Genomic DNA, 23794 nt, shown 5'->3' with positions numbered 1-23794 from the left:
TATTTGACCTATTCACCAAGGCCAAGTTCCCCTTAAGGCAAAATAGCAACGTGCTTCAAGCCGGTTTGCTCGGGCAGGCCGAACAAGATATTCATATTCTGCACAGCCTGACCCGACGCACCCTTAACCAGGTTGTCCTGCACCACCAGAATGATCAGTTGATCGCCATTGCCAGGACGTTGCACGGAAATACGTAGCTGGTTAGAAGCACGCACCGAGCGGGTTTCTGGCAGGGTACCGGCAGGCAGCACGTCCACAAAAGCCTCTTTGGCATAGCGCTGCTCGTACAAGGCCTGGAAGTCTGTATCCATGGCTTCGGGCTTGATGCGCGCATAGATCGTGGAGAACATGCCACGAATCATAGGCACCAAGTGGGGCACAAAGGTCAGACCGACCGGACCACCAGCAAGGCGCTGCAACTGTTCCACAATTTCCGGATGGTGACGGTGACCCGACACGCCATATGCCTTGAAGTTATCACTGGCTTCGGCAAACAGATTGGGAACCGAAGCCCCTTTACCAGCACCGGACACACCGGATTTGCAGTCTGCAATCAGATGTTGGGTATCAACCAGCGCGCCTTCCAACAAGGGGGCCAGGCCCAGCAGCACAGTAGTGGGGTAGCAACCAGGGTTACCAATAACCTTGGCTTGAGCAATCTTGTCGCGCAGCAGCTCTGGCAAACCATAAGCCGATTGACTCAGGATGTCCGGGCAACTGTGCTCCATCTTGTACCACTTCTGGAACACGTCCGTATCTTGCAGGCGGAAGTCCGCAGCCAGGTCAATAACACGTACACCCGCTTCCAGCAGACGTTCGACCTGACTCATGGCCACACCATGCGGAGTGGCAAAAAACACCACGTCGCACTGTTCCAGATTGGCGTTTTCAGGGGTAGAGAACTTCAGATCCACATGGCCACGCAAGTTCGGATACATATCCGAGACCGGCACACCATCCTCTTTACGCGAAGTAATGGCGACCAGTTCCACCTGGGGGTGCTGACTTAACAGACGCAGCAGCTCGACCCCGGTGTAACCTGTACCGCCAACAATCCCTACCTTGATCCGGGTATCGCTATGTGTAGCCATGAACTTTCCTGAAAGAGAGACGAGCAAAAATTCTATCTTAACGTAGTCCTGCCTGTTCTGAAGCACCTTACCGGGCGAAGCAGGACAAATGTAGCCAGCAAACAAAAACCCCGGACAGGTCCGGGGTTTTTGAGCACCATAAACAGGTCGCGAGGCGAATTAACGCTTGCTGAACTGTTTGCGGCGACGTGCTTTGTGCAGACCGACTTTCTTACGCTCAACTTCACGAGCGTCACGAGTCACCAAGCCAGCTTGTTTCAGTTCTGTCTTCAGTGTTGCGTCGTAGTCGATCAGAGCGCGGGTGATGCCGTGACGGGCAGCACCGGCTTGGCCGCTTTCACCGCCGCCATGCACGTTGATCTTGATGTCGAACGATTCAACATGGTTGGTCAGCACCAGTGGCTGACGCACAATCATGCGACCCGTTTCGCGAGCAAAGTATTCGTCAACAGGCTTGCCGTTGACTACGATTTGGCCCGAACCCTTCTTGATGAAGACACGAGCGACGGAGGTCTTGCGACGGCCCGTACCGTAATTCCAGTTACCGATCATGACCTATCCTTAGATGTCCAGAGTTTTAGGCTGTTGAGCACTATGAGGATGCTCGGCACCAGCGTAAACCTTCAGTTTCTTGGCCATGGCGTAGCCCAGAGGGCCCTTAGGCAACATACCCTTGACGGCCTTTTCAACGGCACGGCCAGGGAAGCGCTCTTGCATGGTTTGGAAGTTGGTTTCGTAAATACCGCCTGGGTAATTCGAGTGACGATAGTACTTCTTATCCTGTGCCTTGTTACCGGTCACGGCAATGTCAGCAGCGTTGATGATAATGATGTAATCGCCAGTATCAACGTGAGGGGTGTATTCGGGTTTGTGCTTACCACGCAAACGGCGTGCGACTTCGCTGGCCACACGACCAAGGACTTTGCCTTTAGCGTCAATCACAAACCAGTCACGTTTGACTTCAAGCGGCTTGGCCACGAAGGTCTTCATGATGGTTCCTAAATATTAAAATTCTGGGTCAAAGCAACATGCCTGGCCCATACAATCCACCCGCTTTCTCAAGCCAGGCAGCTCCATTTGACCCTGCCAAGACGTTATATTCCGCCCGTGCATTTATGCCAAATAGCTCGCCATAATAACATAAATAGTGGATAACACTAGGGTTTTGTACAAAAACACAGGTTTTTTGCCACATCCGAGGGCGCTCTCATAGAGGGAAAACGCATTTTGGGATCTGCACACTCCTTCAGCAGCATTGGGAGTCTTTGCCGGATTTACACCAGAAACCTCCCCAGCCCCCAAAAAGTTTCGCCTGCCGCCTACCTCTTTAGCTCTTAATAATCCGGCCAAACCTTTGCTCCAGAACACCAACCATCAAAAAACCCCTGCTTCCAACTGGAAAACAGGGGTTAACAAGGCCGGCCTGTCGAATCCGCACAGATTGCTCTGCCCGGACCCAGGTTCTGGGATCAGCCTTTTTTCCGGTTCGCCAGAGCGATACCCAGGTAGTTGTCGTAGGAACCTTCAGCGACACGGAACCAAGGCACGATCGCGTCACGGAAGCCCATGTAGTCGTCGTGAATCTTCTTGAACATGGGGTCCTTATCGCAGAACTCCTTGTACAGGATGTTAGAGGTCTTGAAAGCCTCGTCCATCACGTCACGCGGGAAGGCTTTCAGTACGGCACCGCTGGCAATCAGACGACGCAATGCAGCCGGGCTTTGCGCGTCATACTGACAAATCATGCGTTCGCCAGCTGCACGCGACGCCGTTTCAATCAGGGACTGGTATTGCTTGGGCAGTGCCTGGAAAGCGGCATCGTTCACGTACAGCGACACCTGGGCGGAACCTTCCCACCAACCGGGGTAGTAGTAGTACTTGGCCACTTTCTGGAAGCCCAGCTTTTCATCGTCCACGGGACCGACGAATTCCACGGCGTCCAGTGTGCCTTTTTCCAGCGATGGGTAAATATCGCCTGGCGGCACTTGCTGAGGCACCACACCCATGCGGGCCAGCACTTCACCGGCAAAACCGGCGGTACGCATCTTCAGACCTTTCAGGTCTTCCAGGGAATTGATTTCCTTGCGGTACCACCCCCCCATCTGGGTGCCGGTATTACCGAAAGCAAAGTTGATGATGTTACGGGTGGCGAACAGTTCACGCAGCAGCTTGGTGCCATTGCCTTCCTGCATCCAGGCATTCATCTGACGAGCGTTCAGGCCAAATGGCACCGCTGTGTCAAAGCTGAAAGAAGGATCTTTACCGTAGTAGTAATATGAGGCCGTCTGACCACATTCGACCGTGCCATTGCTAACAGCGTCCATCACACCAAAACCGGGGACGATTTCACCCGCAGGGTACAGACGGATATTGAAGTTGCCATCGGAGGCTTCCTCAACCATCTTGCAAAACGCCTGGGCAGTCGAAAACAGAGCCGGGGTAGCGGGACCGTAAGTCGAGGTCAGCTTCCAGTTAATCTTGGGATTGCTTTGGGCAATAGCAGGGGCAGCAACAGCGGCGGTACTGGCTACGGCGCCAAGACCTGCCTTTTTCAGAAACGAGCGACGCTGCATGAATAACCTCCTTGTGGGTATTCGACGAAAATGGGGAAATATTTTTATGCTATGGATAGTACACTGGCGCGCCCCGAATGGGGTGCGGTGAAAGCCCGGATTATCCCGCAAATTCGGCCTTATCTTGCCGGGCCTTTGACCTGGAGCCTATGCCAGACACTGCCTGCAACACGGCCTGAACCACAAATAACTCCGAATTCAGGCCATCATCCTCTTGTCGCTGACGGGCCGCTTGCCTGAGCCAAGACATCACAATCTGGCCAGGTACTCCAGACAGCAGCTATCAGGAACCGGCCACCGACATCTGTTCAATCAAGATGGAACCCGTGCGCTTGGAACCGGCGGCAAAGGTATCGGCACCCACAGCCACAATCTGCGCGAACATCTCGGCCAGATTGCCCGCAATCGTGACTTCCTCGACCGCATGCTGAATACGGCCATTCTCCACCCAGTAGCCAAAGGCACCCCGCGAGTAATCGCCTGTCAGGTAATTAATGCCCTGGCCGATCAGCTCGGTAACCAATAAACCACGGCCCATTTTCTTCAACATGGCCTCCAAATCGTCCTCGGGACGGGTCAGACGCGAGCTAAGCAGCAAGTTGTGCGAACCACCGGCGTTCCCCGTAGAGGGCATACCCAATTTACGACCTGCGTAGGAGGACAAGAAATACCCTTTCAGCTCTCCGCCACGCACAACATCGCGGTCGCACGTACGTACCCCTTCCGAGTCAAACGGCGCACTGCCCATAGCGGCCGCCAAATGCGGGCGCTCCAGCACATCAATGTGTTTGGCCATGACAGACTTGCCCAGCGAGTCCAACAAGAAACTGGTCTTGCGATACAGGGCCGACCCGCTGGTGGCCTGCACCAGGGAACCAATCAAGCCTACCGCCAGCGGAGCTTCAAACAAAACCGGATAGCGGCCAGTAGGAATACGGCGGGCCGACAGACGCGACAAGGTACGCTCGGCCGCGTAACGGCCAACCGACTCGGGACTGGCCAGACGGGAAGGATCACGCGAGCTGCTGTACCAGTAATCGCGGTGCATATGATCACCCTTGCCGGCAATGGGGCTGACACTGAGCGAATGACGGCTGTAGGGATAGCCACCCAAAAAGCCGCGGCTGTTGCCCATCACAAAGTGCCCTTCCAGCGTATCGACCGATGCACCTTCGGAATTGCTGATCAGTGGGCTTAGCTCCAGCGCGGCTTGCTCGGCACGGATCGCCAGCTTGGTCGCCTGATCGGCATCCAGCATCCAGGGGTGATGCAAGTGCAGATCGGGATAGCTCTGGGCCAACATGTCTTTTTCAGGCAGACCGGCGAACGGATCTTCAGCGGTATAGCGGGCAATATGCCAGGCCGCTTCCACCGTTTCACGCAGCGCCTTGACTGAAAAGTCCGAGGTCGAGGCCGAACCACTGCGCTGGCCTGCGAACACCGTCACACCCAAGGAGCGGTCTTGCGTCTGCTCTACCGTTTCCAGTTCCATCTGGCGCACCGAGACGGCCAGACCTTTGTTTTCTGAAATATCGACGGCAGCATCACTGGCGCCCAGTTTTTTGGCATGCCGCAGCGCCTCGTCTACCAATTCGCAAAACTGGAACTGATTGGCACTGATCGACAATTGGGAAATAGTTGGATGACTCATTGCTACTCTTTGAGGGTTAGGCAGTTATCATAGCCAATTGGCGACAATCTTTGCTATTTCACTTCTATGGCCCGTCCACGCACTGAAATCGATGAAAACGGTTACGACCGCCCCAGCAAATCGCAGGTAAAACGCGAAATGCACGCTCTGCTTGACCTAGGCAAACGCCTGATCGAGCTCTCGGACGACCGACTCAAACAACTTGATCTGGGCGAGTCCTTAATGGCCGCCATCAAGGATGCCAAGCGCATCAGCCCGACGGCCCGTGAAGGACGCCGCCGTCAAATCCACTATGTGGGCAAGCTGATGCGCAATGTGGATCCCGAACCGATCCTAAAACAACTGGACGTCTGGGAAAACGGCTCCAAGGAAGACACCCGTGCCATGCACAGGCTGGAAGCGCTGCGCGACCTGTTGTTGCGTGATGACGACGCTCTGACTGAATTCATGAATGAATTTTCCGGCGCCGATGTCCAGCAATTGCGCACCCTGATTCGTGCCGCACGCAAAGAGGCGGAGAAAAATGCCACACTGGTACAAGGCCAGGATCCACAGCGCAAACACTACCGCGCCCTGTACCAGTACATCAAGACCTTGGTAGATCTTTCGGAGTCCGCATGAACCCGCTGCTTGAGTCGATTGAAATTGAAACCGGTGCCAATCCCCAGCATGCCGTTATCTGGCTACATGGTTTAGGTGCCGACGGCCACGATTTTGCCCCTATCGTGCCAGAGCTGGGCCTGCAAAACGCCCCCGCTATCCGTTTCATTTTCCCGCACGCCCCCATCCAGCCCGTCACCATCAACGGCGGCATGGCCATGCGTTCCTGGTACGACATTTATGTAGCTGACCTGGTACGTCACGAGGATGAAAGCGGACTGCGTAAATCTCAGATCGAGGTGCAAAACCTGATTGCACGCGAAAATGCCCGTGGCATTCCTACCGAAAACATTGTGCTGGCCGGTTTCTCGCAAGGCTGTGCCATGACCTTGCAAACAGGACTACGCTTGCCCGAACGTCTGGCCGGCATGCTCTGTCTGTCCGGTTACCTGCCTTTGGCCGCAGCAGTAGAAAACGAGCGCCATCAGGCCAATCAAAACACACCTATTTTCATGGCGCATGGCAACATGGACCCAGTTGTACCGCTGACCCGTGCCGAAGCCAGCCGTCAGCAGCTGGAGGCCATGGGCTATCAGGTGCAATGGAATGTCTACCCCATGCCCCACGCGGTTTGCCCGGAAGAAATCAGTGCGATTGGTCACTTTCTGAAGCAGGTACTGCGCTAATCAGCTCACAAGAAAAAAACGCCGCTGCAATCACAGCGGCGTTTTTTCTTGATTCAGCTTTTTATTGATACACCCGAGCGATACGCTCCTGCCATCTCTTTTCCCGAACCAGCACCCCATCCTCCTTTAGCACCCGCGTAAATGTCAGGTAGAAATAAGACTCATCGGACTCGATCCGGGCTTGGGCGGACATATCGATCTCCCGCCCCTGGATGCTAAACACATTGCGCCGATCGCCCTGATAGCGCGCCTTGGCGGGTGCAGCGTCGTTGACCTCCCAACGATACATTTCCTCGGAACGGTATAAATTGTCATGCAACACCCAGCTAAGCTCGTTGCTGGTCGTAAAGATCGCATCACCCGTCTCTTCGTTACGAACGCTGCTGAATACAGGACCGTCGCCGTCGATAGTGCGACCAAAGGGAGCCGCTTCGCTAGCCTGGGGTGGCGACATGATGCAAGCCTGCGTGCCCTGCTCCCGCACAGGCACCACCGGCAAATCCACCCAGGTATCAACCCCCGGAAACAGACTGGTGACACCCGCCGTCGGGCTGGGCCAGACCATGGGAAACTGCGCATTGCTTACCGCCAAACGAATGCGATGGCCTGGCTTGAAACGCCATGTGGTGAAGTGAATGGAGGTCTCCAGGTTGGTCGCCTCACCCGGCACCAAGGCCTGAGGCTCCAGACGCGAAACACGCTGAGAGGGATTGATGATTGCCCCGCTGACCAAAGAAACCTGCCCATCGGGGGCCACATCTTCCAGCCGTACCGTCCATTGATAAAAAGGCGCATCAGCCGCTACCTTCAGGCTTACCTTGGGCATGCCCATGATTTCCATGGCCTGGCTCAAAGGTGCGGAATCATAAACCAGGCTATGGGCATCGTCGGCTGACATGTCCCCCGTCTGCTCGCCCCACCAGCCGCCCCCCGCCAAACCCGCTCCGGCCTTGTAAGGTAAGGTCTGGGCCAAGCCTGAGGCAGGAGCAATAGCCTCCAGTTGGTGCCCGGCTTGAGGATGCAGGCGTTCAGTCCTCGCGCCCTCCACGGGCCATTGCGAATCGCAGCGCCAATAACCAGGCACGGTTTGCCGATCTGTAGCCGGAGCATGGCCGGTACGCATAAAGGCCATCCGGCGGGGTTCATCCAAAATCCCGGTATCTATATCTTTAAGCCAGTAGTCCCACCAGCGCACCGCCTTCTCGCGCCACTCATAATTCGGGCCAGGTACACCATACTCCGGCCAGGCATGGTTCCAGGGTCCCATCTCCACAATCACAGGGGCTTTCGAGGTTCGACTGACATCCAGCGCAAAATCGCGATAACCATCCAGCAAGCCACCAATCAAATAGGCCGGCACTTCCAAAGGCTGCTTCTTGAAGGCCAGAGACTCGGCGCGCCAGAAATCTCCGTCCTGCTGTTGACGCAGCCAGGTAAAAATCCAGGGCTCGCGGTCAAAACGGTTCTTGAAGTACTCCTGATCAATCCGATACTCCGGGCTTTGCGGCATGGCGTTATCGGTATCAATCTGGTGCGCATAGGAGTCGATATGCAAGGCACCATCAATATAGTGAACGTCGTTGTAGAACAGATCGGTAGAACCGTGTGCCGCAATAATGGCCTTGAGTGCAGGCGGTTTTCTGTGTGCTGTCATCAAGGAATTGAACGCACTCCAGGACAAGCCATACATACCCACCTTGCCGTTGGACCAGCTCTGGCGGGACAGTTGATCAATCAGCTCCTGGGCATCTGCAATCTCGGCAGCGGAATATTCGCTGACAGGGACCGGGCCAGTACTACCTCCCGTGCCACGCACGTCGACCCGCGCCACCACATATCCCCGCTTGGCAAAATAAGAGCCATACTCGTAGTCACCCAGCGCAAAAAAATCGTCCTTGCGATAGGGCAGCATTTCCAGAATGACTGGGAAGGTTTCTCCCGGTGCTTTGGCCAACGGTCGGTAATACGTCACCGCCAGGCGCACGCCATCCCGCATTTCCAAGCTGTCGTTCTCCAGGGAGAACTCGTAATGGTTTTTTTCTGACGACATCGTTGTCTGCCCGGAACAAGCCAGCAGACCGCCAATCAAGAACAAACCAAGCAGCCATCGCTGCACAGCAGCCAGATTCAATCGCATCATTGTGTCCCCGGTATAAAGTGCCGTCGGTGTTGAGCACCATCCATTGATGTGGCGGCAGCCGCGCTCAAACGCTGTGCTGCCTGCCATCACGAGCGCATCATAGTCCCGACACCGTTGAGTGAGTCGGGACATTAGGGGCACAATTAAACGGGTATTTCCCTGACAAACGGATTGAGCTGTCTGTGCTTAATCCGATCGACGCGTCTCACCCAGGTCCAACCAGACACGCCGCATACTGGGGTCCTCCGGATCCGCATCGTTCTGAAAACCCAAGCGCTTCATCAAGGCTTGCATAGGCGAGTTGGAAGCCAGCACATAGCCATCGATGTAGGTCAACCCTTGCTCGGCAGCGGCCTGGATCAGCGCCTCCATCAAGATCACGCCCAGACCGCGCCGCTGCCAGGCATCCCCTATCACCAGGGCATATTCCGCCCCCCGGCCATCGCCATTACGAAGATAGTGGGCAAAGCCAATAATCTCGTCACGGGGATGGTTACGGTTATCAGGATTGGGCGAACGCACGGTAGCAATCAGCGCCAGTTCCCGGTCGTAGTCGATGCGGGTGTAGCGGGACAGCATGCGTGGTGTCAGTTCACGCAGCATGGACACAAAGCGCATGTAGCGGCTTTCATCCGACAGGCCGCGCATAAAGGTCTGCAGGGCCTCGGCATCCTCGGGGCGGATGGGGCGCAAGGTCCAGCGCTGTCCGTCCTTGAACTGACGCCGTTCAATCATGTTGCGCGGATAAGGATGAATCGCCATGTGACGATAGCCGGCTGTCTCAGGCAGCACCAGCATGGACTGCTTGCTCAAGGAGATCGAGATACTCTTGATGTACAGGCTGTTCTCACCCGCCATAATGGGATCGAGCACCACACGACGCACGCCGGGCAGCTCACTCATCAAGTCCGACAAACGCTCCAGCACCTGCAACAACTGCGTCAATACCAAGGGCGTCAATTGCGAGGAAAGGCTCTTGCGCCACAAGGGACTACGCTCGACCAATTGGCGCGCCAGATAACGGTTCAAGGGTGGCAGTTCCACCGCCGGATAGGACGAAGAAAGCCAATCCGCGTGATCGGCCCCACCAAAGACCGCATAAGGGCCCAACTTGTCATCGGTTTCAAAGCGCAGGCCCATGGGCGGAACATCGGGATCAGGTTCACCCTGATCGTGTGTCACACGCAAGTCGACAACCGGCACGTGAAAGTAGCGCAGCAAATCGCGACACTCCTGCTCGCTGGCCTCGCGGCGCTCGCTTTGAATCTGGCGCACCAATTCACGGGCAGGTTCTACTTCCGGCAAGGTGCCCAGCGGCAAAGGCGGCAAGGTCTGCTGCGACAAGTGCTGGTTGTAGTGATAGCGGGCCAGCAAGTCGAACGCATTGGCTGCGGTATCCGGAGTCCGGAAAGCCGGCGTCCCCACCCCATCGAGCAAATGACGCAAGGGCCGCATATCCGCATCCCCAATCAAACACGTGATGATGGGCTTGCGAGCACTGGCCGACAACATGGCCAACTCACGCGATACCGCCGGCATATCGGCCAAAGGGTCCGGGGTCAACAAGACCAGCACCCCGTCAATATCCTTATCGTCCAGCAAGGTGGAAATGACCGAGTCGATACGCATGGGCGTCAGTGGTACATAGGTCACCACTGGATTCTGAACCTGATCGCCAGGGGCCAGCAGGTTGTCCAGCGCCCGCTGGGTCGAGGGCGAGAGCTCTGGGCAAGTCACTGCCGCATCCGAACCCAGAACATCCAGGGCCATCTGCGCCGCACCGTTCCCATTGGAAAACAAAGCAATACGCCGCCCTTTGGGCCGACGGGTATAAACCAGCACTTTCAGAGCCGAGAACAACTGCACGAAGTAACGAATGCGCACTGCCCCTACACGTCGCATCAAGGCATTGAATACCGCCTCGTGGGCCTCGCCTTGCTGACGCTGGCCGCCTACCTTCAAGACCACCACCGGTTTGACCGCCGCCACCGCGTGCAAGGCACTGGTGAAACGGCGAGACGCGGGCGTATGTTCCAAATACAGCGCAATACTGTCCGTGCGCGGGTCCATGGCCAGATATTCCAGCACCTCGGGCACATCGATAACGGCCTCGTCCCCCACCGACACAATCGCAGAGAAACCCAGGCTGACATCTTCGGCCCAGTCCATCAAGGCCGAGGTAATGGAACGCGACTGAGATACCAGAGCCACACGGCCCGCCAGTGCCATTTGTGGCTCGTGGCTTAAATTGATGCCCAGATGCGGCCGCTGTATTCCAAAGGCACGTGGCCCCAATATCAGACAATTATTAATGCGGGCCCAGGAGCGCGCATACACCATGTCTTCCATGGGATCGCGGGAGGCCAGGTTCGAGGGCAGGAGCAGGACCACACGGGGTTTGTGTACCCGGATCGCATCCAGAGCCTGCGGCAAACGCACCGGCTCAATACAAACCAGCGCCAGATCCAGGCGCTGTGTCTCCGTCAATCCTTCCAGACGATCCGGCACTTGCACTTGCGTGGCGGTTATACGAGCCTGCGTGATCCGTCCAGCCAATCGGGCTGGCACCTCTTTGAACAGAGGCATAGGCAAGGTGGAGACGACCAACACCGAACGGGGCTCAAACAATGCTGTCAGACGATGCCTTAGGGCTGCCATGATTGTTCCGCCATAAGAAAACCACACACCAAAATAATGAATCCCCTCATCTTAAGCACAGCTGTCTACAAATAAAAGAGACTAGGCCAGCTATCTCTGTCTTGCATCATGCCGTCAGTTTTTACCCTGGAGCAGGCCGTTCATATACTTTCGTATAGAAACCATACGCCAATGCCTGGGGAAAAACGGCTCAAAGCCAGTCGCAAAGCGGCTTGCAAACCGTAAAATAACATTCGTTCGGAAAGCAGGAACGTTCATTTCCTCTGACAGGAAAAACACACTATGTCCAACGACGACAGTCGAAGAAACAGGCTGCACAGGCCCCTCAGACACACCTGATCCGCTCGGTTGTCTGCTGATAGGGCTTGCGCAGCACGATCAGGAGTCAACCATGCACCGCATTATTCATACAGAACCGATCCGGGCCTTTGCGCCTTGCCGATCGCCACTTGCTACACCGTGCCATACCGAGCGCGCTGTCCCCAGCCATCGCCCCGCTCTTGCCTGGCGTAACAACACGGCCTGACGCCAACTAAATCCGCTTGTTCTTACCTGTAGTCTGCCGACCCTCAAACCGGTCGGCAGGATCTGCTGCGTCCATCTCTTGGGATGGACGGCACAGTCACGCCTGTACCCCAGGAGCATTACCATGAGCATTCAACAACACCGTTCGCCACTGCGTTCAGTGGACAACGACGCCAAGCTGCGTACGGCCACCGAAACCGGGCTTAGCCTGGAGACAACCCTGGCCGCTGTGCAAGCCAATCTGAACGGCCTGACCGACGCCCAGGCCTTGAGCCGCCTGACCGAATACGGCCCTAATGAGGTCGCCCGGGACAAGCCTGCCCACGCCCTGGTTCAATTGGCCCTGGCCTTCAAGAACCCCTTTATTGCAGTGCTGATGGTGCTGGCTGCGGTCAGCGCCGTCACTGACATCATCCTGCCCATACGCTCAGGCGAAGAGGTGGACTACACCGGCGTGCTGATTATTGTGGTCATGGTCACCTTGAGCGGCCTGCTGCGTTTCTGGCAAGAGTACCGTTCCGGCAAAGCCGCCCAGACCCTGAAAGCGATGGTGCGCACCACCGCCAGCGTACAACGACGCGCTACCGTGTCCAGTGCCACGGTCATACGCGAAATCCCCATGAGCCAGATCGTGCCCGGCGATATTGTGCGCCTGTCGGCTGGCGACATGATCCCGGCAGACCTGCGCCTGATCGAGTCCCGCGACTTATTCGTCAGCCAGGCTGCCCTGACAGGAGAAGCCCTGCCTGTTGAAAAGTACGATGTCTTTAGCGCCGTCAGCAGCAAGAGCGCCTCTGCTTCCAGCTCCCAGGCCGGTGTGCTGGAACAGAATAATATGTGCTTTATGGGCACCAACGTGGTCAGCGGTACGGCCACGGCTGTGGTTGTAGCCACCGGCGCCAAGACCTATTTTGGTTCGCTGGCCAAAGCCATTGTGGGTTCGCGCGCCGAGACCTCGTTTGACCGGGGCGTAAACAGTGTTAGCTGGCTGCTGATTCGCTTCATGCTGGTCATGGTACCCATCGTGCTGCTGATCAACGGTTTCTCCAAAGGCGACTGGACCGAAGCATTCCTGTTCGCGCTGGCCGTTGCCGTCGGCTTGACCCCTGAAATGCTGCCCATGATTGTGTCCTCCAACCTGGCCAAAGGTGCAGTCGCCATGGCCAAGAACAAAGTGGTGGTCAAACGTCTGAACGCAATCCAGAACTTTGGTGCCATGGACGTGCTGTGTACCGACAAGACCGGCACCCTGACACAAGACCGCATCATTCTGGAACACCATCTAGGCCTGGATGATCGCAACAGCCCACGCATTCTGGAACTGGCCCTGCTCAACAGCCTGCACCAAAGCGGCGTGAAAAACCTGATGGATCAGGCGGTGCTGCGCTTTGCAAAGCAAACCCCCTCTGCCTTGCAAGCTATTGGTTCCTACCGCAAGATCGACGAACTGCCTTTTGACTTTGTACGTCGCCGCCTGTCGGTTGTCGTACAGAATCCGCAGGGCGAACAGTTCATGGTCTGCAAAGGGGCGGTGGAAGAAATGCTTAGCATTGCCACCCACGTGCAAGAGGGCGATCAGCGTTTGCCACTGGATACCGAGCAGCGCGCCCGTCTGCTGAAAATGGCCTACCGCTACAACTCGGACGGCTTCCGTGTCTTGCTGATTGCCACTCGCCGTATTCCCCTCGAACAGGCCAAAAACCGTTACGAAGCCCAGGACGAACGCGAGATGACCGTGCAAGGCTTGCTGACCTTCCTGGACCCCCCAAAGGAAAGTGCTGCCCAAGCGATTGCCGCCCTGACCGAGCACGGTGTGGCCGTGAAAGTCCTGACCGGCGACAACGAAATCATTACCGCGAAAATCTGCCGTGAAGTGGGCCTGGCACCCGGCAAGCCTTTGCTGGGGCCTGAAATCGAGCTGATGCAAGACCCCGATCTGCGTTGCGCTGTCGAGCGTCACTCGGTTTTTGCCAAGCTCACTCCGCTGCAAAAATCGCGTGTCCTCAAAGCGCTGCAGGCCAATGGGCATACCGTCGGTTTTCTGGGTGACGGCATCAACGACGCCCCCGCCCTGCGCGATGCCGACGTGGGGATCTCGGTTGATAGCGGCACGGATATTGCCAAGGAATCGGCAGACATCATCTTGCTGGAAAAGAACCTGCTGGTTCTGGAAGAAGGCGTGATCAAAGGCCGCGAGACCTTTGGCAACATCATCAAGTACCTGAACATGACAGCCAGCTCTAACTTTGGCAATGTATTCTCGGTGCTGGTGGCCAGTGCTTTCATTCCCTTCCTGCCCATGTTGGCCATCCACTTGCTGATTCAAAACCTGCTCTACGATATCTCCCAACTGGCTTTGCCCTGGGACCGCATGGACAAGGACTTTCTGCGCAAACCCCGCAAATGGGATGCCAAAAATATTGGCCGCTTCATGATCTGGATTGGCCCGACCTCGTCCATTTTTGACATCACTACCTTTGTCTTGATGTGGTACGTGTTTGGGGCGAATACGTCTGAACTGCAATCGCTGTTCCAGTCCGGCTGGTTTATCGAAGGCTTGCTCTCGCAGACGCTGGTTGTTCACATGCTGCGTACACAAAAAATCCCCTTCATCCAAAGCACGGCGGCCCTGCCTGTGATGCTGATGACCTTCCTGATTGCCGCTGTCGGCATTTACCTGCCCTTTTCCGGTGTGGGGGCCATGGTTGGCCTGCAGCCTTTGCCTTGGGAGTACTTCCCTTGGCTGGTCGGCACCTTGCTGGCGTACTGCCTGGTCGCACAGGGTATGAAAATGCTGTACATCCGCCGCTTTGGCCAGTGGTTCTAAACCTGACAGGTCTGGGCTCCCACCCGTCCTGTCGGGAGCCCAGACCTGGATAGGCAATCAGATACAAGTCCAGGTATATGATGACGACACGAAAGATACGATCCTGCTGCCTGCCCCCACACGAAAGACATGAAACCACCTTTTAGCGTCTTGTCGAGCAAAACCTACCGCGCCTTGGCCCTGACCGGCATTTGCATCTTGATGGCGTTGGTCTTTATTGCCGATACCATCACCAACTACGCTATCGCCGCTGCGGTCTTTCATACTCCGCTGCTGCTGATAGCGATTCGTTTTCTGTCGGCCCGACAAGTCATTACCCTGGCAAGTTTCAGTATGGTGCTGACCGTGGTCAGCGTCCTGTTAACCCGTGCGGGCGACTACGAGGTGGGTCTGATCAATACCGGAATCAGCCTGGTTGCCATCGCCATCACCACGTATCTGGGACTCAAGCTCAAATCCGTGCAGGCAGCCGCACATGAAACGCGCGAACATTTGCTGCGCTTATCCCGTTTGACCACGCTGGGCCAGCTCAGTACCTCCATTGCCCATGAGGTCAGCCAGCCCCTGGCAGCCATCAACAGCAGCACCGGTGCCTGCCAGCGCTGGCTGCAAGCCTCGCCGCCAAATATAGAGAAGGCACAGGCTGCCGCACAGCGGATTGCGGACGACGCCCAACGTGCCAAAGATGTACTGGACCGGGTGCGCAGCATTACCCGCAACGAAGCCCCAACCAGCAGCGCTTTTGATTTGAACCTGGCCTTGACGGAACTACTCAAGCTGTCAGATGGCGAGATGCGGCGTCAGCATATTGATCTACGCCTGGCCTTGCAATCCGATCTGCCCCAGGTCTTTGCCGATCGGGTTCAGATTCAGCAAGTAATGGCCAATTTGCTGCTCAATGCCATCGAGGCCCTGTCACCCGCCTCGGACTTTCATGCGGCTCGTATCACGATAGAAACCCGCCTCTTGCCCGGCGATAAACCGCAAACCAACCAGGTGCTGTTTTCCATTAAAGACAATGGCCCCGGCTTGTCGGACACGCAGTTACCCCAATTGTTTGATACGTTCTGGACCACCAAGGCTACCGGTCTGGGCCTGGGCCTGACCATCAGCCGCAGCATTATTGATGCCAATAACGGCCATATCTGGGCCACTGACCAAGCTGATGGCGGTGCTGCCTTTCATTTCACCTTACCTTTGGCGCCATGACAGATCATCTGGACTCTTCTCTGAACACGCCCACGGTCTACATCATTGATGATGACCCCTCCATTCGCGCCGCCCTGGACGACTTGCTGGCCAGCGTGGGGGTGAACGCACTGAGCTTTGCCTCTACGCGGGATTTTCTGGCGCATCCCTTATCTGACGCCCCCGCCTGTCTGGTGCTGGATGTGCGCATGCCCGAGCAAAGCGGCACGGACTTTCATTTACAGATGGAGTCGCGCGGGCTGCACATGCCGGTCATCTTTATTACGGGCCACGGCGATATTCATATGGCGGTCAAAGCCATCAAACACGGGGCCTGGGATTTTCTGACCAAACCTTTCGGGGATCAGGCCCTGATTGACGCCGTGCAATCGGCTCTGGCCGCGGATGCGCAACGCAAGGAACAGGCCAAATCCCAGATGAGCTTGCAGCAACGCTGGGACAGCCTGAACGCGGGCGAACGTGATGTGTTTGTACGCGTGGTGCAAGGCCTGCTGAACAAGCAGATCGCTGCCGAGCTGGATGTGAAGGAGGTCACAGTCAAAGTGCGACGTGCCCGCGTCATGCAAAAAATGCAGGCCGCTTCGCTGGCGGAGCTGGTGCGCCAGTTCGATCAGCTCAATACGGAAACAGGCCAGTAGGACACTTCTGCGCGGTGATTCTTTCTTAGTTGACGCGCTGGGTTAAAATACGCAGATTCGGTCCCGTATGCGGGCTTCCCAAGGTCAAGGCCACACACAAGTTATGAGCACGTCTACTTCCAACGTCATCCGTACCCGTTTTGCCCCCTCGCCCACTGGTTATCTGCACCTGGGCGGCGCGCGCACCGCACTGTTTTCCTGGGCTTTTGCCCGTCATCATCAAGGCTCTTTTGTGCTGCGCATTGAGGATACGGATCTGGAGCGCTCTACCCCCGAGGCGGTGCAAGGCATTCTGGATGGTATGCAATGGTTGGGCCTGGATGCGGACGAAGGTCCGTTCTACCAGATGCAGCGCATGGATCGTTACCGCGAGGTCATCGCCCAGTTGCTGAAAGACGGCCATGCTTATTACTGCTACAGCAGCCCCGAGGAAGTGGAAGCCATGCGCGAGAAAGCGCGTGTTCAGGGTTTGAAGCCTCGTTATGACGGCACCTGGCGTCCTGAGGCCGGCAAGCAATTGCCTGCCATCCCGGCGGACCGCAAGCCTGTGGTTCGTTTCAAGAGCCCGCAGTCCGGCGCAACCAGTTGGGACGATATGGTCAAGGGTCGCATCAGCTTTGATAACAGCGAGCTGGACGATCTGGTCATTGCCCGTCCTGACGGTACCCCTACGTACAACTTCTGCGTGGTGGTGGACGATTGGGACATGGCAATCACTCATGTGATTCGTGGTGATGACCACGTGAACAACACGCCACGTCAAATTGTGATTTTACAGGCCTTGGGCGCGACTTTGCCCGAGTACGGTCATGTGCCCATGATTCTGGGCCCCGATGGCGAGAAACTGTCCAAGCGCCATGGTGCGGTCAGCATCATGGATTACGACAAGGACGGCTATTTGCCTGAAGCCATGGTCAACTATCTGGCTCGTTTGGGCTGGAGCCACGGCGATGACGAGCTGTTCACCCGCGAGCAGTTGGTGGAATGGTTTGATACGCGCAGCCTGAGCAAGTCGGCTTCGCAGTGGGATCCCAAGAAGTTGAACTGGGTAAATGCCCACTACATCAAGGCCAGCGACAATGCGGATCTGGCCGAGCGCGTGGCTCCCCGTATTGAAGCCTTGGGAGGCAAGACCGACGGGCAGGATTTGCCTGGCATCATGGGTTTGTTAAAAGACCGCGCCGAGACCTTGAATCAACTAGCTGAAGGTGCCCTGTTATTCTGCCGTCCTTTCGAGCCTGCCAGTGATGAGCTGCTGGCCGAGGTGTTGACGCCGGAAGCGCGTGTCTTGCTGCGTGATTTTGCCAGCAAGGCAATCAGCTTGCCACAGTGGAATACGGAGAATCTGGCTGCTTTGATCAAGCAGGTTCTGGCCGATCACGAGGTAAAAATGCCCAAGCTGGCAATTCCTTTGCGTGTCGCTGTGACAGGACAGAAACAAACGCCTGCGGTAGATGCGGTGCTGGCTCTGGTTGGACGCGATAAGGTTTTGGGGCGTTTGGCTGGGCTGTAAACATTATCGCCAAGTGCTTGAAGGGCATCTCATTCGAGGTGCCCTTTTTGTTTTTATCGCTTTTTATCGTTCGGTCCGTATCGCCAGAAAATGCAAGACAGCTACCGGATTCACACTCCCCCTTGTTGGGGGCCAGCCGCCCACACAGTAAAACCATTGAAATGATGCCCCATACACTTGCCCTCGCCCCAAGGCTATGGGAAGCACTCAAACAGGCGCATTCAAGTGGCTGACTTCAACCGTGGCTTCACCTTTGTCACTGCTGGCCCAGACCGTGCCGTCCTGAACATTCAGATTGATGGTCATGCCACGCTCGGCCAGAGCGGCTAAAGCATCGGTCCCCGCGGCATCCAGCGCATAAACCTGTATATTGCGAGCGCGGCTGATCTTGTCCTTGATACCACTCCACCAGACGGACACATTGCGGCCATAGGCCAATACCGTCACTTTTTCAGCACGGCCACTGGCTTTGATCAGACGTCTATCGTCCGGCAGGCCCACTTCCAGCCAATGCAACAGATTGCCGCCCAGATCATGCTCCCACAGGGCGGGTTCATCCGAGTCGCTTAGCCCGCGTGAGAAACTCAAGGCGTCATCCGCTTGCGCATACAAACCGTAAGCCAGCAAACGCACCATCAGCCGCTCTTCGGTCTCGGAGGGGTGACGGGCCAGCGTCAGGGTATGACTGCCGTAGTAGGCCCGATCGTTATCGGCCACATTAAGTTCAGCTTTATAAATCGTTGCGCGCAGAGCCATGGAGCATCCAGCAAAAGAAACAGACAAAAAACTGGCCGCCCCCAGGACGGCCAGGAATCATTCAAACCGCCGCAATCAGAATGGCAGGCGGTAGCCAGGCGACATTCTGGTCAGGCGATAAGTCGTACCACTTTGATCACGCAGCACCAGATTGCGGGCTGTCAGGGTGACGATGTTGTAGTGGTTTTCGTAAATCGGGTCGCCCGGCTCGGTGATGACCCCATTGGATTCTTGCGTGTGGATCTGCAAGTCATTGCCCTTGCGTACCCAGCAACCGCTTTCGTTCAAACCTTGCGACGGCTTGTTGGGGCGTTTGACCTGTTCGGTGTACGCCATGGACCCATCGGCCTGCAGGGTGAACAAGGTACGCAGCTCACCAACCACGCCTTTTTGGCGGTGCTTACTTAACCAGTTACCAGCCAGTTGATCTCCAGCCGCAGCGGGCTGACATGCTGGATGAACAGGTTTGGCAGGAACAGTTTGTGCAGCAGGCTCGGGAGCTGGCGCCTTTACCGCGCAGGCGCTCAAAAAAACGGTCGCCAGCACAGCAACCCAGCAAGTGCGTCGCAAGATATTCGCCTTCGTCATAAAACCCCGTCTTTCATGCTTTTATACCGACCCACCGCAGGTCGGCGAATCCTGTTTATTCTACCCGAAGGCGCTTGTATTACCCCATAACAAGATGCTTCAAAGTGGCAAAGGCAGGCGGGTCACATTCTTGATCTCGCGCATGGCCACAATCGTGCGGGTTTGGCGCACACCCGGCATATTGAACAAGAAGCGGTGCAGGAAATCGTCGTAGGACTCGGCGCTGGGCACCATGATCTTCAGCAAAAAATCCGCATCACCGGTCACGGCGTGGCATTCCAGAATCTCGGGCGCATCGCGTACGGCACGGATGAAGTTATCGACAATTTCACCCGAATGACGGTCCAGACTGATCTGGGTAAACATGCAGCTTTGCAGGCCCACCTGACGCCGATCCACGCGCGCATAATAGCCCTGGATGACCTTGTTTTTTTCCAGGTTCTTGATGCGCCGCCATACGGGCGCAGTGGACAAACCCACCTGCTCGGAGACCTGCTGAGCCGAGGCTCGACCATCCAGCTGCAAGGCATCCAGGATTTTTAAGTCAGTTTTATCCATATTTAAACATTTACGAAATGAACATTTCAAAGAATAGGGAATACACGCAACTATAACGCAAAAAAAAGCGAGGACAGACTCTCTATCATGATCTCTATCTGGAGGTTTCATCATGACGCAGTCCGTCGACACTCAATACAAGCTAAGCGACAACCTGACCGCCCGATCAGGACGCATCTTTTTAACTGGCACACAGGCCCTGGTGCGCATGTTGCTGACCCAGGCTCGCCTGGATAAAGAGCACGGTTTGAACACCGCCGGTTTTGTTTCCGGCTACCGTGGTTCGCCACTGGGTGGCGTGGACATGATCATGTGGAAGGCCCAGAAGCATCTGGACCAGGCCAAGGTCCGTTTCCAACCTGCTATTAATGAGGACCTGGCTGCTTCCATGATTATGGGCACCCAGCAAGCGGGCGAGCGTGACGACCGCACTGTCGATGGCGTGTTCTCCATGTGGTATGGCAAGGGCCCCGGTGTAGACCGCGCGGGCGATGCCTTGCACCACGGCCATGCAGCCGGTGCGTCCCAGCACGGCGGCGTCCTGATGATTGTGGGTGATGACCACGTGGCCTCGTCCTCGTCCATCCCTCACGCCAGCGAACAATCCCTGATCGCCTGGGGCATCCCGGTGGTCAACCCCAGCTCTGTTGAAGAATACGAGCGCTTTGGCATTTGGGCTTGGGCCTTGTCGCGTTACTCCGGTTCCTGGGTAGCCTTCAAAGCCATTACCGAAACCGTGGAAAGCGGCCGCTCTTTCGAGATCACCCCTTTGGATGATCTGGCCCCGGCCTTGGCCGACAAGCAAGGCGGCAAACACCCCTACGACCCCAGCAAATTCCTGACGCCATCCATGGAAGGCACTCTGGATGCCCGCCTGGATAGCGTGCGCGAGTTTGCCCACAAGTACAGCCTGGACCGCATCCTTGAAGCGGCACCTGATGCGCGTATCGGTATTGTGTCCACCGGCAAAGCCACACTGGACACGCTGGACGCACTGCAACAGCTCAGCAGCCTGGAGGATCTGCCCGCCATTCGCCATCTGAAAATCGGTTTGAGCTGGCCAGTTAACCCGCAATCGCTGAACGATTTTATTGAAGGTCTGGACCACGTTCTGGTCATTGAAGAAAAAGGCCCGATCATTGAAGACCAGTTAAAGAACCTGCTCTTTAACCGTGCCCAGCGCCCCACTGTGTCGGGCAAGCGCGATATTGAAAATGAAGTACTGATTCCTGCTGATGGTCAGCTCAGCCCTGCCCGTGTGGCCGTGGGTCTGCGTCGCTGGCTGGGCCATCACGCCAATGTGCAATTGCCTGCCTGTACGGTGCAAAACCTGGCACCGATTGACACCAATGGCCTGACCCGCCGCCCCTACTTCTGTTCAGGCTGCCCGCACAATACCTCCACCAAAGTGCCCGAAGGCAGCCAGGCCATGGCCGGTGTGGGTTGTCATTACATGGCGACCTGGATGGACCGCAAAACCCGTGGTCTGACTCAAATGGGTGGTGAAGGCACGGACTGGGTGGGCCTGTCCCCCTTTATCCAAACGGGCCACATGTTCCAGAACATGGGTGAAGGCACCTACTTCCACTCTGGCTATCTGGCGATTCGGCAGGCCATTGCCGCCAATGCCAACATTACCTACAAGATTCTGTTCAACGATGCCGTCGCCATGACGGGCGGTCAGCCCGTTGACGGCCCGATCTCTGTGCCCCGCATTTGCCAGCAAACCATTGGGGAAGGTGCGCGTCGTGTGGTCATCACCACCGATGAGCCCGAGCGCTATCGCGGTGTCAGCCTGCCTGCCGGTGTGGACGTTCATCATCGTCGCGAGCTGGACCGCTTACAGCGCGAACTGCGCGAAATCCCAGGCGTCACCATTTTGATTCACGACCAGACCTGTGCGGCTGAAAAGCGCCGTCGTCGTAAAAAGAACGAGTACCCCGACCCTGCCCGTCGCCTCTTTATTAATAAGGCGGTCTGCGAAGGCTGTGGGGATTGCGGTGTGCAATCGAACTGCCTGTCTCTTGTGCCTGCTGAAACGCCCGAGGGTCGCAAGCGTCAGATCGACCAGTCCAGCTGTAACAAGGACTACTCCTGCGTGGACGGTTTCTGCCCCAGCTTTGTGTCGGTGATGGGCGGAGCCCTGCGCCGTGGTGATCAAAACGGTCAGGCCGATATGAAGGCCCAGTTGCTGGCCAAGCTGGACACGCTGCCGCAAGCTGCCATTCAAGCTCGCAACTGCAATGTGATTGTGGCCGGCGTGGGGGGGACGGGTGTGATTACCATTGGTGCGGTGCTCTCCATGGCCGTGCACCTGGAAGGTCGCTCCAGCTCCGTGCTGGACATGACAGGTCTGGCGCAAAAAGGCGGCACAGTCATCAGCCACATTCGTCTGTCAGCCAACAAAGAGAACACAGGTGCCGTGCGAGTAGATCCCGGCCAGGCCGACCTGGCCATTTTGTGCGACGTGGTGGCAGCCGCCCACCCCAATGCCCTGTCTTGCCTGCGTCCTGGACATACTCACGCCATCATCAACGAATACCTGGCCCCTACCGCCGAGTTCACCCGCAACCCCGATGCCCCGCTGGATGCACAGCACTTGCTGAGTCAATTGAAGGCCACCGCTGGCGAGAACCAGGTACGTTCTTTCAATGCTCACCAGGCCGCCACCCTGCTGTTTGGCGATAGCCTGCTGTCCAACATGCTCCTGATGGGCATGGCGTGGCAGCAAGGCTCCCTGCCCGTCAGCAGCGCGGCGATTGAACAGGCCATCCGCCTCAATGGTGTGGCTATTCAAGCCAACCTGGATGCCTTCCATTTGGGGCGCGTACTGGCTCACGACGAAAAAGCATTGGCCAGCCTTTTGGCTCCAGCCGCTCAAGTCGTAACCTTGCAGCGTCGTGAAACGTTGGAACAAATCATGCAGCGCTGCACCAGTAGCTTGGAGCAATACCAGAACACCGCCTATGCCCAGCGCTTTTCCAGCACCATCCATGCACTGCGTGAAGCCGAACAAAAACTGCGTCCTGGCCAGCGTCCCGTCTTGACTGAAAAAGCCGCGCGCAGCTTGTACAAGCTAATGGCCTACAAGGATGAGTACGAAGTGGCTCGCCTATTTAGCTCGCCCGCGTTCCGCCAGGATCTGGAACAGCAATTTGAAGGCGACTTCTCCTTGCGCTTTCACTTCGCACCGCCTTTACTGGCACGCCGTGATCCGGCCACAGGTCGCCCACGCAAGATCACCTTGGGCCCCCGCACGGCCACCTTGCTGCGCTGGATGGCCAAAGGCAAAGGTCTGCGCAACACACCGCTAGATCCCTTTGGCTACACCCATGAGCGCCGTATGGAGCGTCGCTTCTGGCGCGAATACCAGAGCCTGCTCAACAGCTTGAGCAAGAATCTGGATCAGACCAACTACGCCACGGCATTGGAACTGGCCGAACTGCCCCAACAATTGCGCGGCTTCGGTCCCGTGAAAATGGAGTCAGCCAAGCAATACGAAGCCCGGTTCGCGGAGTTGACGCAGCAATTGAAAAACACAGGTCTGACAATTCAGGCGGTTCCCGCCTAAGCCTTGCCCGCTACGACTGTCGCAACCATTAACCTGCCCTTTCAGCCCTGCCTATGCGGGGCTTTTTTTTGGGGGAATTGATTGCACAGGTACAGAACGCAACTTATTGGAGACAGCAAGCGGGGATTAACAAAGCCATATGCTTGTGCTACATGATTATTACTTGACTGTGTAAGGGCTTGCGTTAGACTGCTAAGCGTATAAGGTATT

17 protein-coding genes are annotated in these 23794 nt (G+C 56.5%); 7 read left to right on the top strand and 10 right to left on the bottom strand.

Going from position 1 to position 23794, the window contains the following annotated elements; all coding sequences use genetic code 11:
• Window positions 1–32 precede the first annotated feature (32 nt).
• The 5 genes from argC to pmbA all read right to left on the bottom strand — a co-directional run bounded on the left by argC (window position 33) and on the right by pmbA (window position 5315).
• A complete protein-coding gene (gene argC / locus AC6I6N_RS17235; RefSeq protein ID WP_094197713.1) occupies window positions 33–1091 on the bottom strand; it encodes an N-acetyl-gamma-glutamyl-phosphate reductase in 1059 nt (352 codons plus the stop codon).
• 159 nt (window positions 1092–1250) lie between these two features.
• Window positions 1251–1643 (bottom strand): 30S ribosomal protein S9, encoded by a 393-nt coding sequence (rpsI, locus tag AC6I6N_RS17230; RefSeq protein ID WP_094197714.1) that lies wholly within the window; start codon window positions 1641–1643, stop codon window positions 1251–1253.
• A gap of 9 nt (window positions 1644–1652) precedes the next feature.
• Complete coding sequence (rplM, locus tag AC6I6N_RS17225) at window positions 1653–2081, bottom strand: 50S ribosomal protein L13 (protein ID WP_094197715.1); 429 nt, start codon at window positions 2079–2081, stop codon at window positions 1653–1655.
• 479 nt (window positions 2082–2560) lie between these two features.
• Window positions 2561–3664 (bottom strand): TRAP transporter substrate-binding protein DctP, encoded by a 1104-nt coding sequence (locus AC6I6N_RS17220; protein WP_321268758.1) that lies wholly within the window; start codon window positions 3662–3664, stop codon window positions 2561–2563.
• Between the two features lie 283 nt (window positions 3665–3947).
• Complete coding sequence (gene pmbA / locus AC6I6N_RS17215) at window positions 3948–5315, bottom strand: metalloprotease PmbA (protein WP_121739586.1); 1368 nt, start codon at window positions 5313–5315, stop codon at window positions 3948–3950.
• A 66-nt stretch (window positions 5316–5381) separates the two neighbouring features.
• Here pmbA and yjgA point away from each other — a divergent pair, with 66 nt between their 5' ends.
• A complete protein-coding gene (gene yjgA / locus AC6I6N_RS17210; protein ID WP_497943690.1) occupies window positions 5382–5936 on the top strand; it encodes a ribosome biogenesis factor YjgA in 555 nt (184 codons plus the stop codon).
• Window positions 5933–6601, top strand: a complete 669-nt coding sequence (locus tag AC6I6N_RS17205; RefSeq protein WP_094197719.1) for an alpha/beta hydrolase — start codon at window positions 5933–5935, stop codon at window positions 6599–6601. The genes yjgA and AC6I6N_RS17205 overlap by 4 nt, the downstream gene beginning before the upstream one ends.
• Window positions 6602–6662: 61 nt before the next feature.
• On the opposite strand, the gene AC6I6N_RS17200 is transcribed toward AC6I6N_RS17205, so the two are convergent.
• A complete protein-coding gene (locus AC6I6N_RS17200; RefSeq protein WP_264672050.1) occupies window positions 6663–8741 on the bottom strand; it encodes a CocE/NonD family hydrolase in 2079 nt (692 codons plus the stop codon).
• Window positions 8742–8927: 186 nt separating this feature from the next.
• The gene (locus AC6I6N_RS17195; RefSeq protein ID WP_094197720.1) at window positions 8928–11399 is read right to left on the bottom strand and encodes a bifunctional acetate--CoA ligase family protein/GNAT family N-acetyltransferase; all 2472 of its coding nucleotides are present in this window, start codon (window positions 11397–11399) and stop codon (window positions 8928–8930) included.
• Window positions 11400–12048: 649 nt separating this feature from the next.
• On the opposite strand from AC6I6N_RS17195, the gene mgtA reads away from it, so the two are divergent.
• The 4 genes from mgtA (at window position 12049) to gltX (ending at window position 18111) form a co-directional block, all read left to right on the top strand.
• The gene (gene mgtA, locus AC6I6N_RS17190; RefSeq protein ID WP_497943689.1) at window positions 12049–14751 is read left to right on the top strand and encodes a magnesium-translocating P-type ATPase; all 2703 of its coding nucleotides are present in this window, start codon (window positions 12049–12051) and stop codon (window positions 14749–14751) included.
• A 129-nt stretch (window positions 14752–14880) separates the two neighbouring features.
• A complete protein-coding gene (locus AC6I6N_RS17185; protein WP_321268750.1) occupies window positions 14881–15960 on the top strand; it encodes an ATP-binding protein in 1080 nt (359 codons plus the stop codon).
• Window positions 15957–16598, top strand: a complete 642-nt coding sequence (locus AC6I6N_RS17180; protein WP_321268748.1) for a response regulator — start codon at window positions 15957–15959, stop codon at window positions 16596–16598. The genes AC6I6N_RS17185 and AC6I6N_RS17180 overlap by 4 nt, the downstream gene beginning before the upstream one ends.
• A 103-nt stretch (window positions 16599–16701) precedes the next feature.
• On the top strand, window positions 16702–18111 hold the full coding sequence (gene gltX, locus AC6I6N_RS17175) for a glutamate--tRNA ligase (protein WP_094197723.1): 1410 nt from the start codon (window positions 16702–16704) through the stop codon (window positions 18109–18111).
• 207 nt (window positions 18112–18318) lie between these two features.
• Here gltX and AC6I6N_RS17170 read toward each other — a convergent pair whose 3' ends face one another.
• From AC6I6N_RS17170 to AC6I6N_RS17160, 3 genes are all read right to left on the bottom strand, one after another.
• Window positions 18319–18867: a YaeQ family protein gene (locus AC6I6N_RS17170; protein WP_094197724.1), complete on the bottom strand. Its 549-nt coding sequence runs from the start codon at window positions 18865–18867 to the stop codon at window positions 18319–18321.
• Between the two features lie 75 nt (window positions 18868–18942).
• Window positions 18943–19455: a hypothetical protein gene (locus tag AC6I6N_RS17165; protein ID WP_108728553.1), complete on the bottom strand. Its 513-nt coding sequence runs from the start codon at window positions 19453–19455 to the stop codon at window positions 18943–18945.
• Window positions 19456–19554: 99 nt separating this feature from the next.
• Window positions 19555–20013: an Lrp/AsnC family transcriptional regulator gene (locus AC6I6N_RS17160; protein WP_009460635.1), complete on the bottom strand. Its 459-nt coding sequence runs from the start codon at window positions 20011–20013 to the stop codon at window positions 19555–19557.
• A gap of 112 nt (window positions 20014–20125) precedes the next feature.
• On the opposite strand from AC6I6N_RS17160, the gene AC6I6N_RS17155 reads away from it, so the two are divergent.
• Window positions 20126–23584 (top strand): indolepyruvate ferredoxin oxidoreductase family protein, encoded by a 3459-nt coding sequence (locus AC6I6N_RS17155; RefSeq protein WP_321268747.1) that lies wholly within the window; start codon window positions 20126–20128, stop codon window positions 23582–23584.
• Window positions 23585–23794 lie beyond the last annotated feature (210 nt).

The organism is Alcaligenes sp. LTN-3, assembly GCF_059735605.1.
The sequence above is the reverse complement of the archived record's forward strand: the minus strand, read 5'-3'. Positions and strand labels throughout refer to the sequence as shown.

Excerpts from the sequence above, each read along its gene's own strand:
- argC (WP_094197713.1), bottom strand. The coding sequence starts at position 1,091 with ATGGCTACACATAGCGATACCCGGATCAAGGTAGGGATTGTTGGCGGT.
- AC6I6N_RS17170 (WP_094197724.1), bottom strand. The coding sequence starts at position 18,867 with ATGGCTCTGCGCGCAACGATTTATAAAGCTGAACTTAATGTGGCCGAT.
- rpsI (WP_094197714.1), bottom strand. The coding sequence starts at position 1,643 with ATGATCGGTAACTGGAATTACGGTACGGGCCGTCGCAAGACCTCCGTC.
- AC6I6N_RS17160 (WP_009460635.1), bottom strand. The coding sequence starts at position 20,013 with ATGGATAAAACTGACTTAAAAATCCTGGATGCCTTGCAGCTGGATGGT.
- AC6I6N_RS17220 (WP_321268758.1), bottom strand. The coding sequence starts at position 3,664 with ATGCAGCGTCGCTCGTTTCTGAAAAAGGCAGGTCTTGGCGCCGTAGCC.
- AC6I6N_RS17195 (WP_094197720.1), bottom strand. The coding sequence starts at position 11,399 with ATGGCAGCCCTAAGGCATCGTCTGACAGCATTGTTTGAGCCCCGTTCG.
- gltX (WP_094197723.1), top strand. The coding sequence starts at position 16,702 with ATGAGCACGTCTACTTCCAACGTCATCCGTACCCGTTTTGCCCCCTCG.
- yjgA (WP_497943690.1), top strand. The coding sequence starts at position 5,382 with ATGGCCCGTCCACGCACTGAAATCGATGAAAACGGTTACGACCGCCCC.
- AC6I6N_RS17155 (WP_321268747.1), top strand. The coding sequence starts at position 20,126 with ATGACGCAGTCCGTCGACACTCAATACAAGCTAAGCGACAACCTGACC.
- pmbA (WP_121739586.1), bottom strand. The coding sequence starts at position 5,315 with ATGAGTCATCCAACTATTTCCCAATTGTCGATCAGTGCCAATCAGTTC.
- AC6I6N_RS17185 (WP_321268750.1), top strand. The coding sequence starts at position 14,881 with ATGAAACCACCTTTTAGCGTCTTGTCGAGCAAAACCTACCGCGCCTTG.
- AC6I6N_RS17165 (WP_108728553.1), bottom strand. The coding sequence starts at position 19,455 with ATGACGAAGGCGAATATCTTGCGACGCACTTGCTGGGTTGCTGTGCTG.
- mgtA (WP_497943689.1), top strand. The coding sequence starts at position 12,049 with ATGAGCATTCAACAACACCGTTCGCCACTGCGTTCAGTGGACAACGAC.
- rplM (WP_094197715.1), bottom strand. The coding sequence starts at position 2,081 with ATGAAGACCTTCGTGGCCAAGCCGCTTGAAGTCAAACGTGACTGGTTT.
- AC6I6N_RS17180 (WP_321268748.1), top strand. The coding sequence starts at position 15,957 with ATGACAGATCATCTGGACTCTTCTCTGAACACGCCCACGGTCTACATC.
- AC6I6N_RS17205 (WP_094197719.1), top strand. The coding sequence starts at position 5,933 with ATGAACCCGCTGCTTGAGTCGATTGAAATTGAAACCGGTGCCAATCCC.
- AC6I6N_RS17200 (WP_264672050.1), bottom strand. The coding sequence starts at position 8,741 with ATGATGCGATTGAATCTGGCTGCTGTGCAGCGATGGCTGCTTGGTTTG.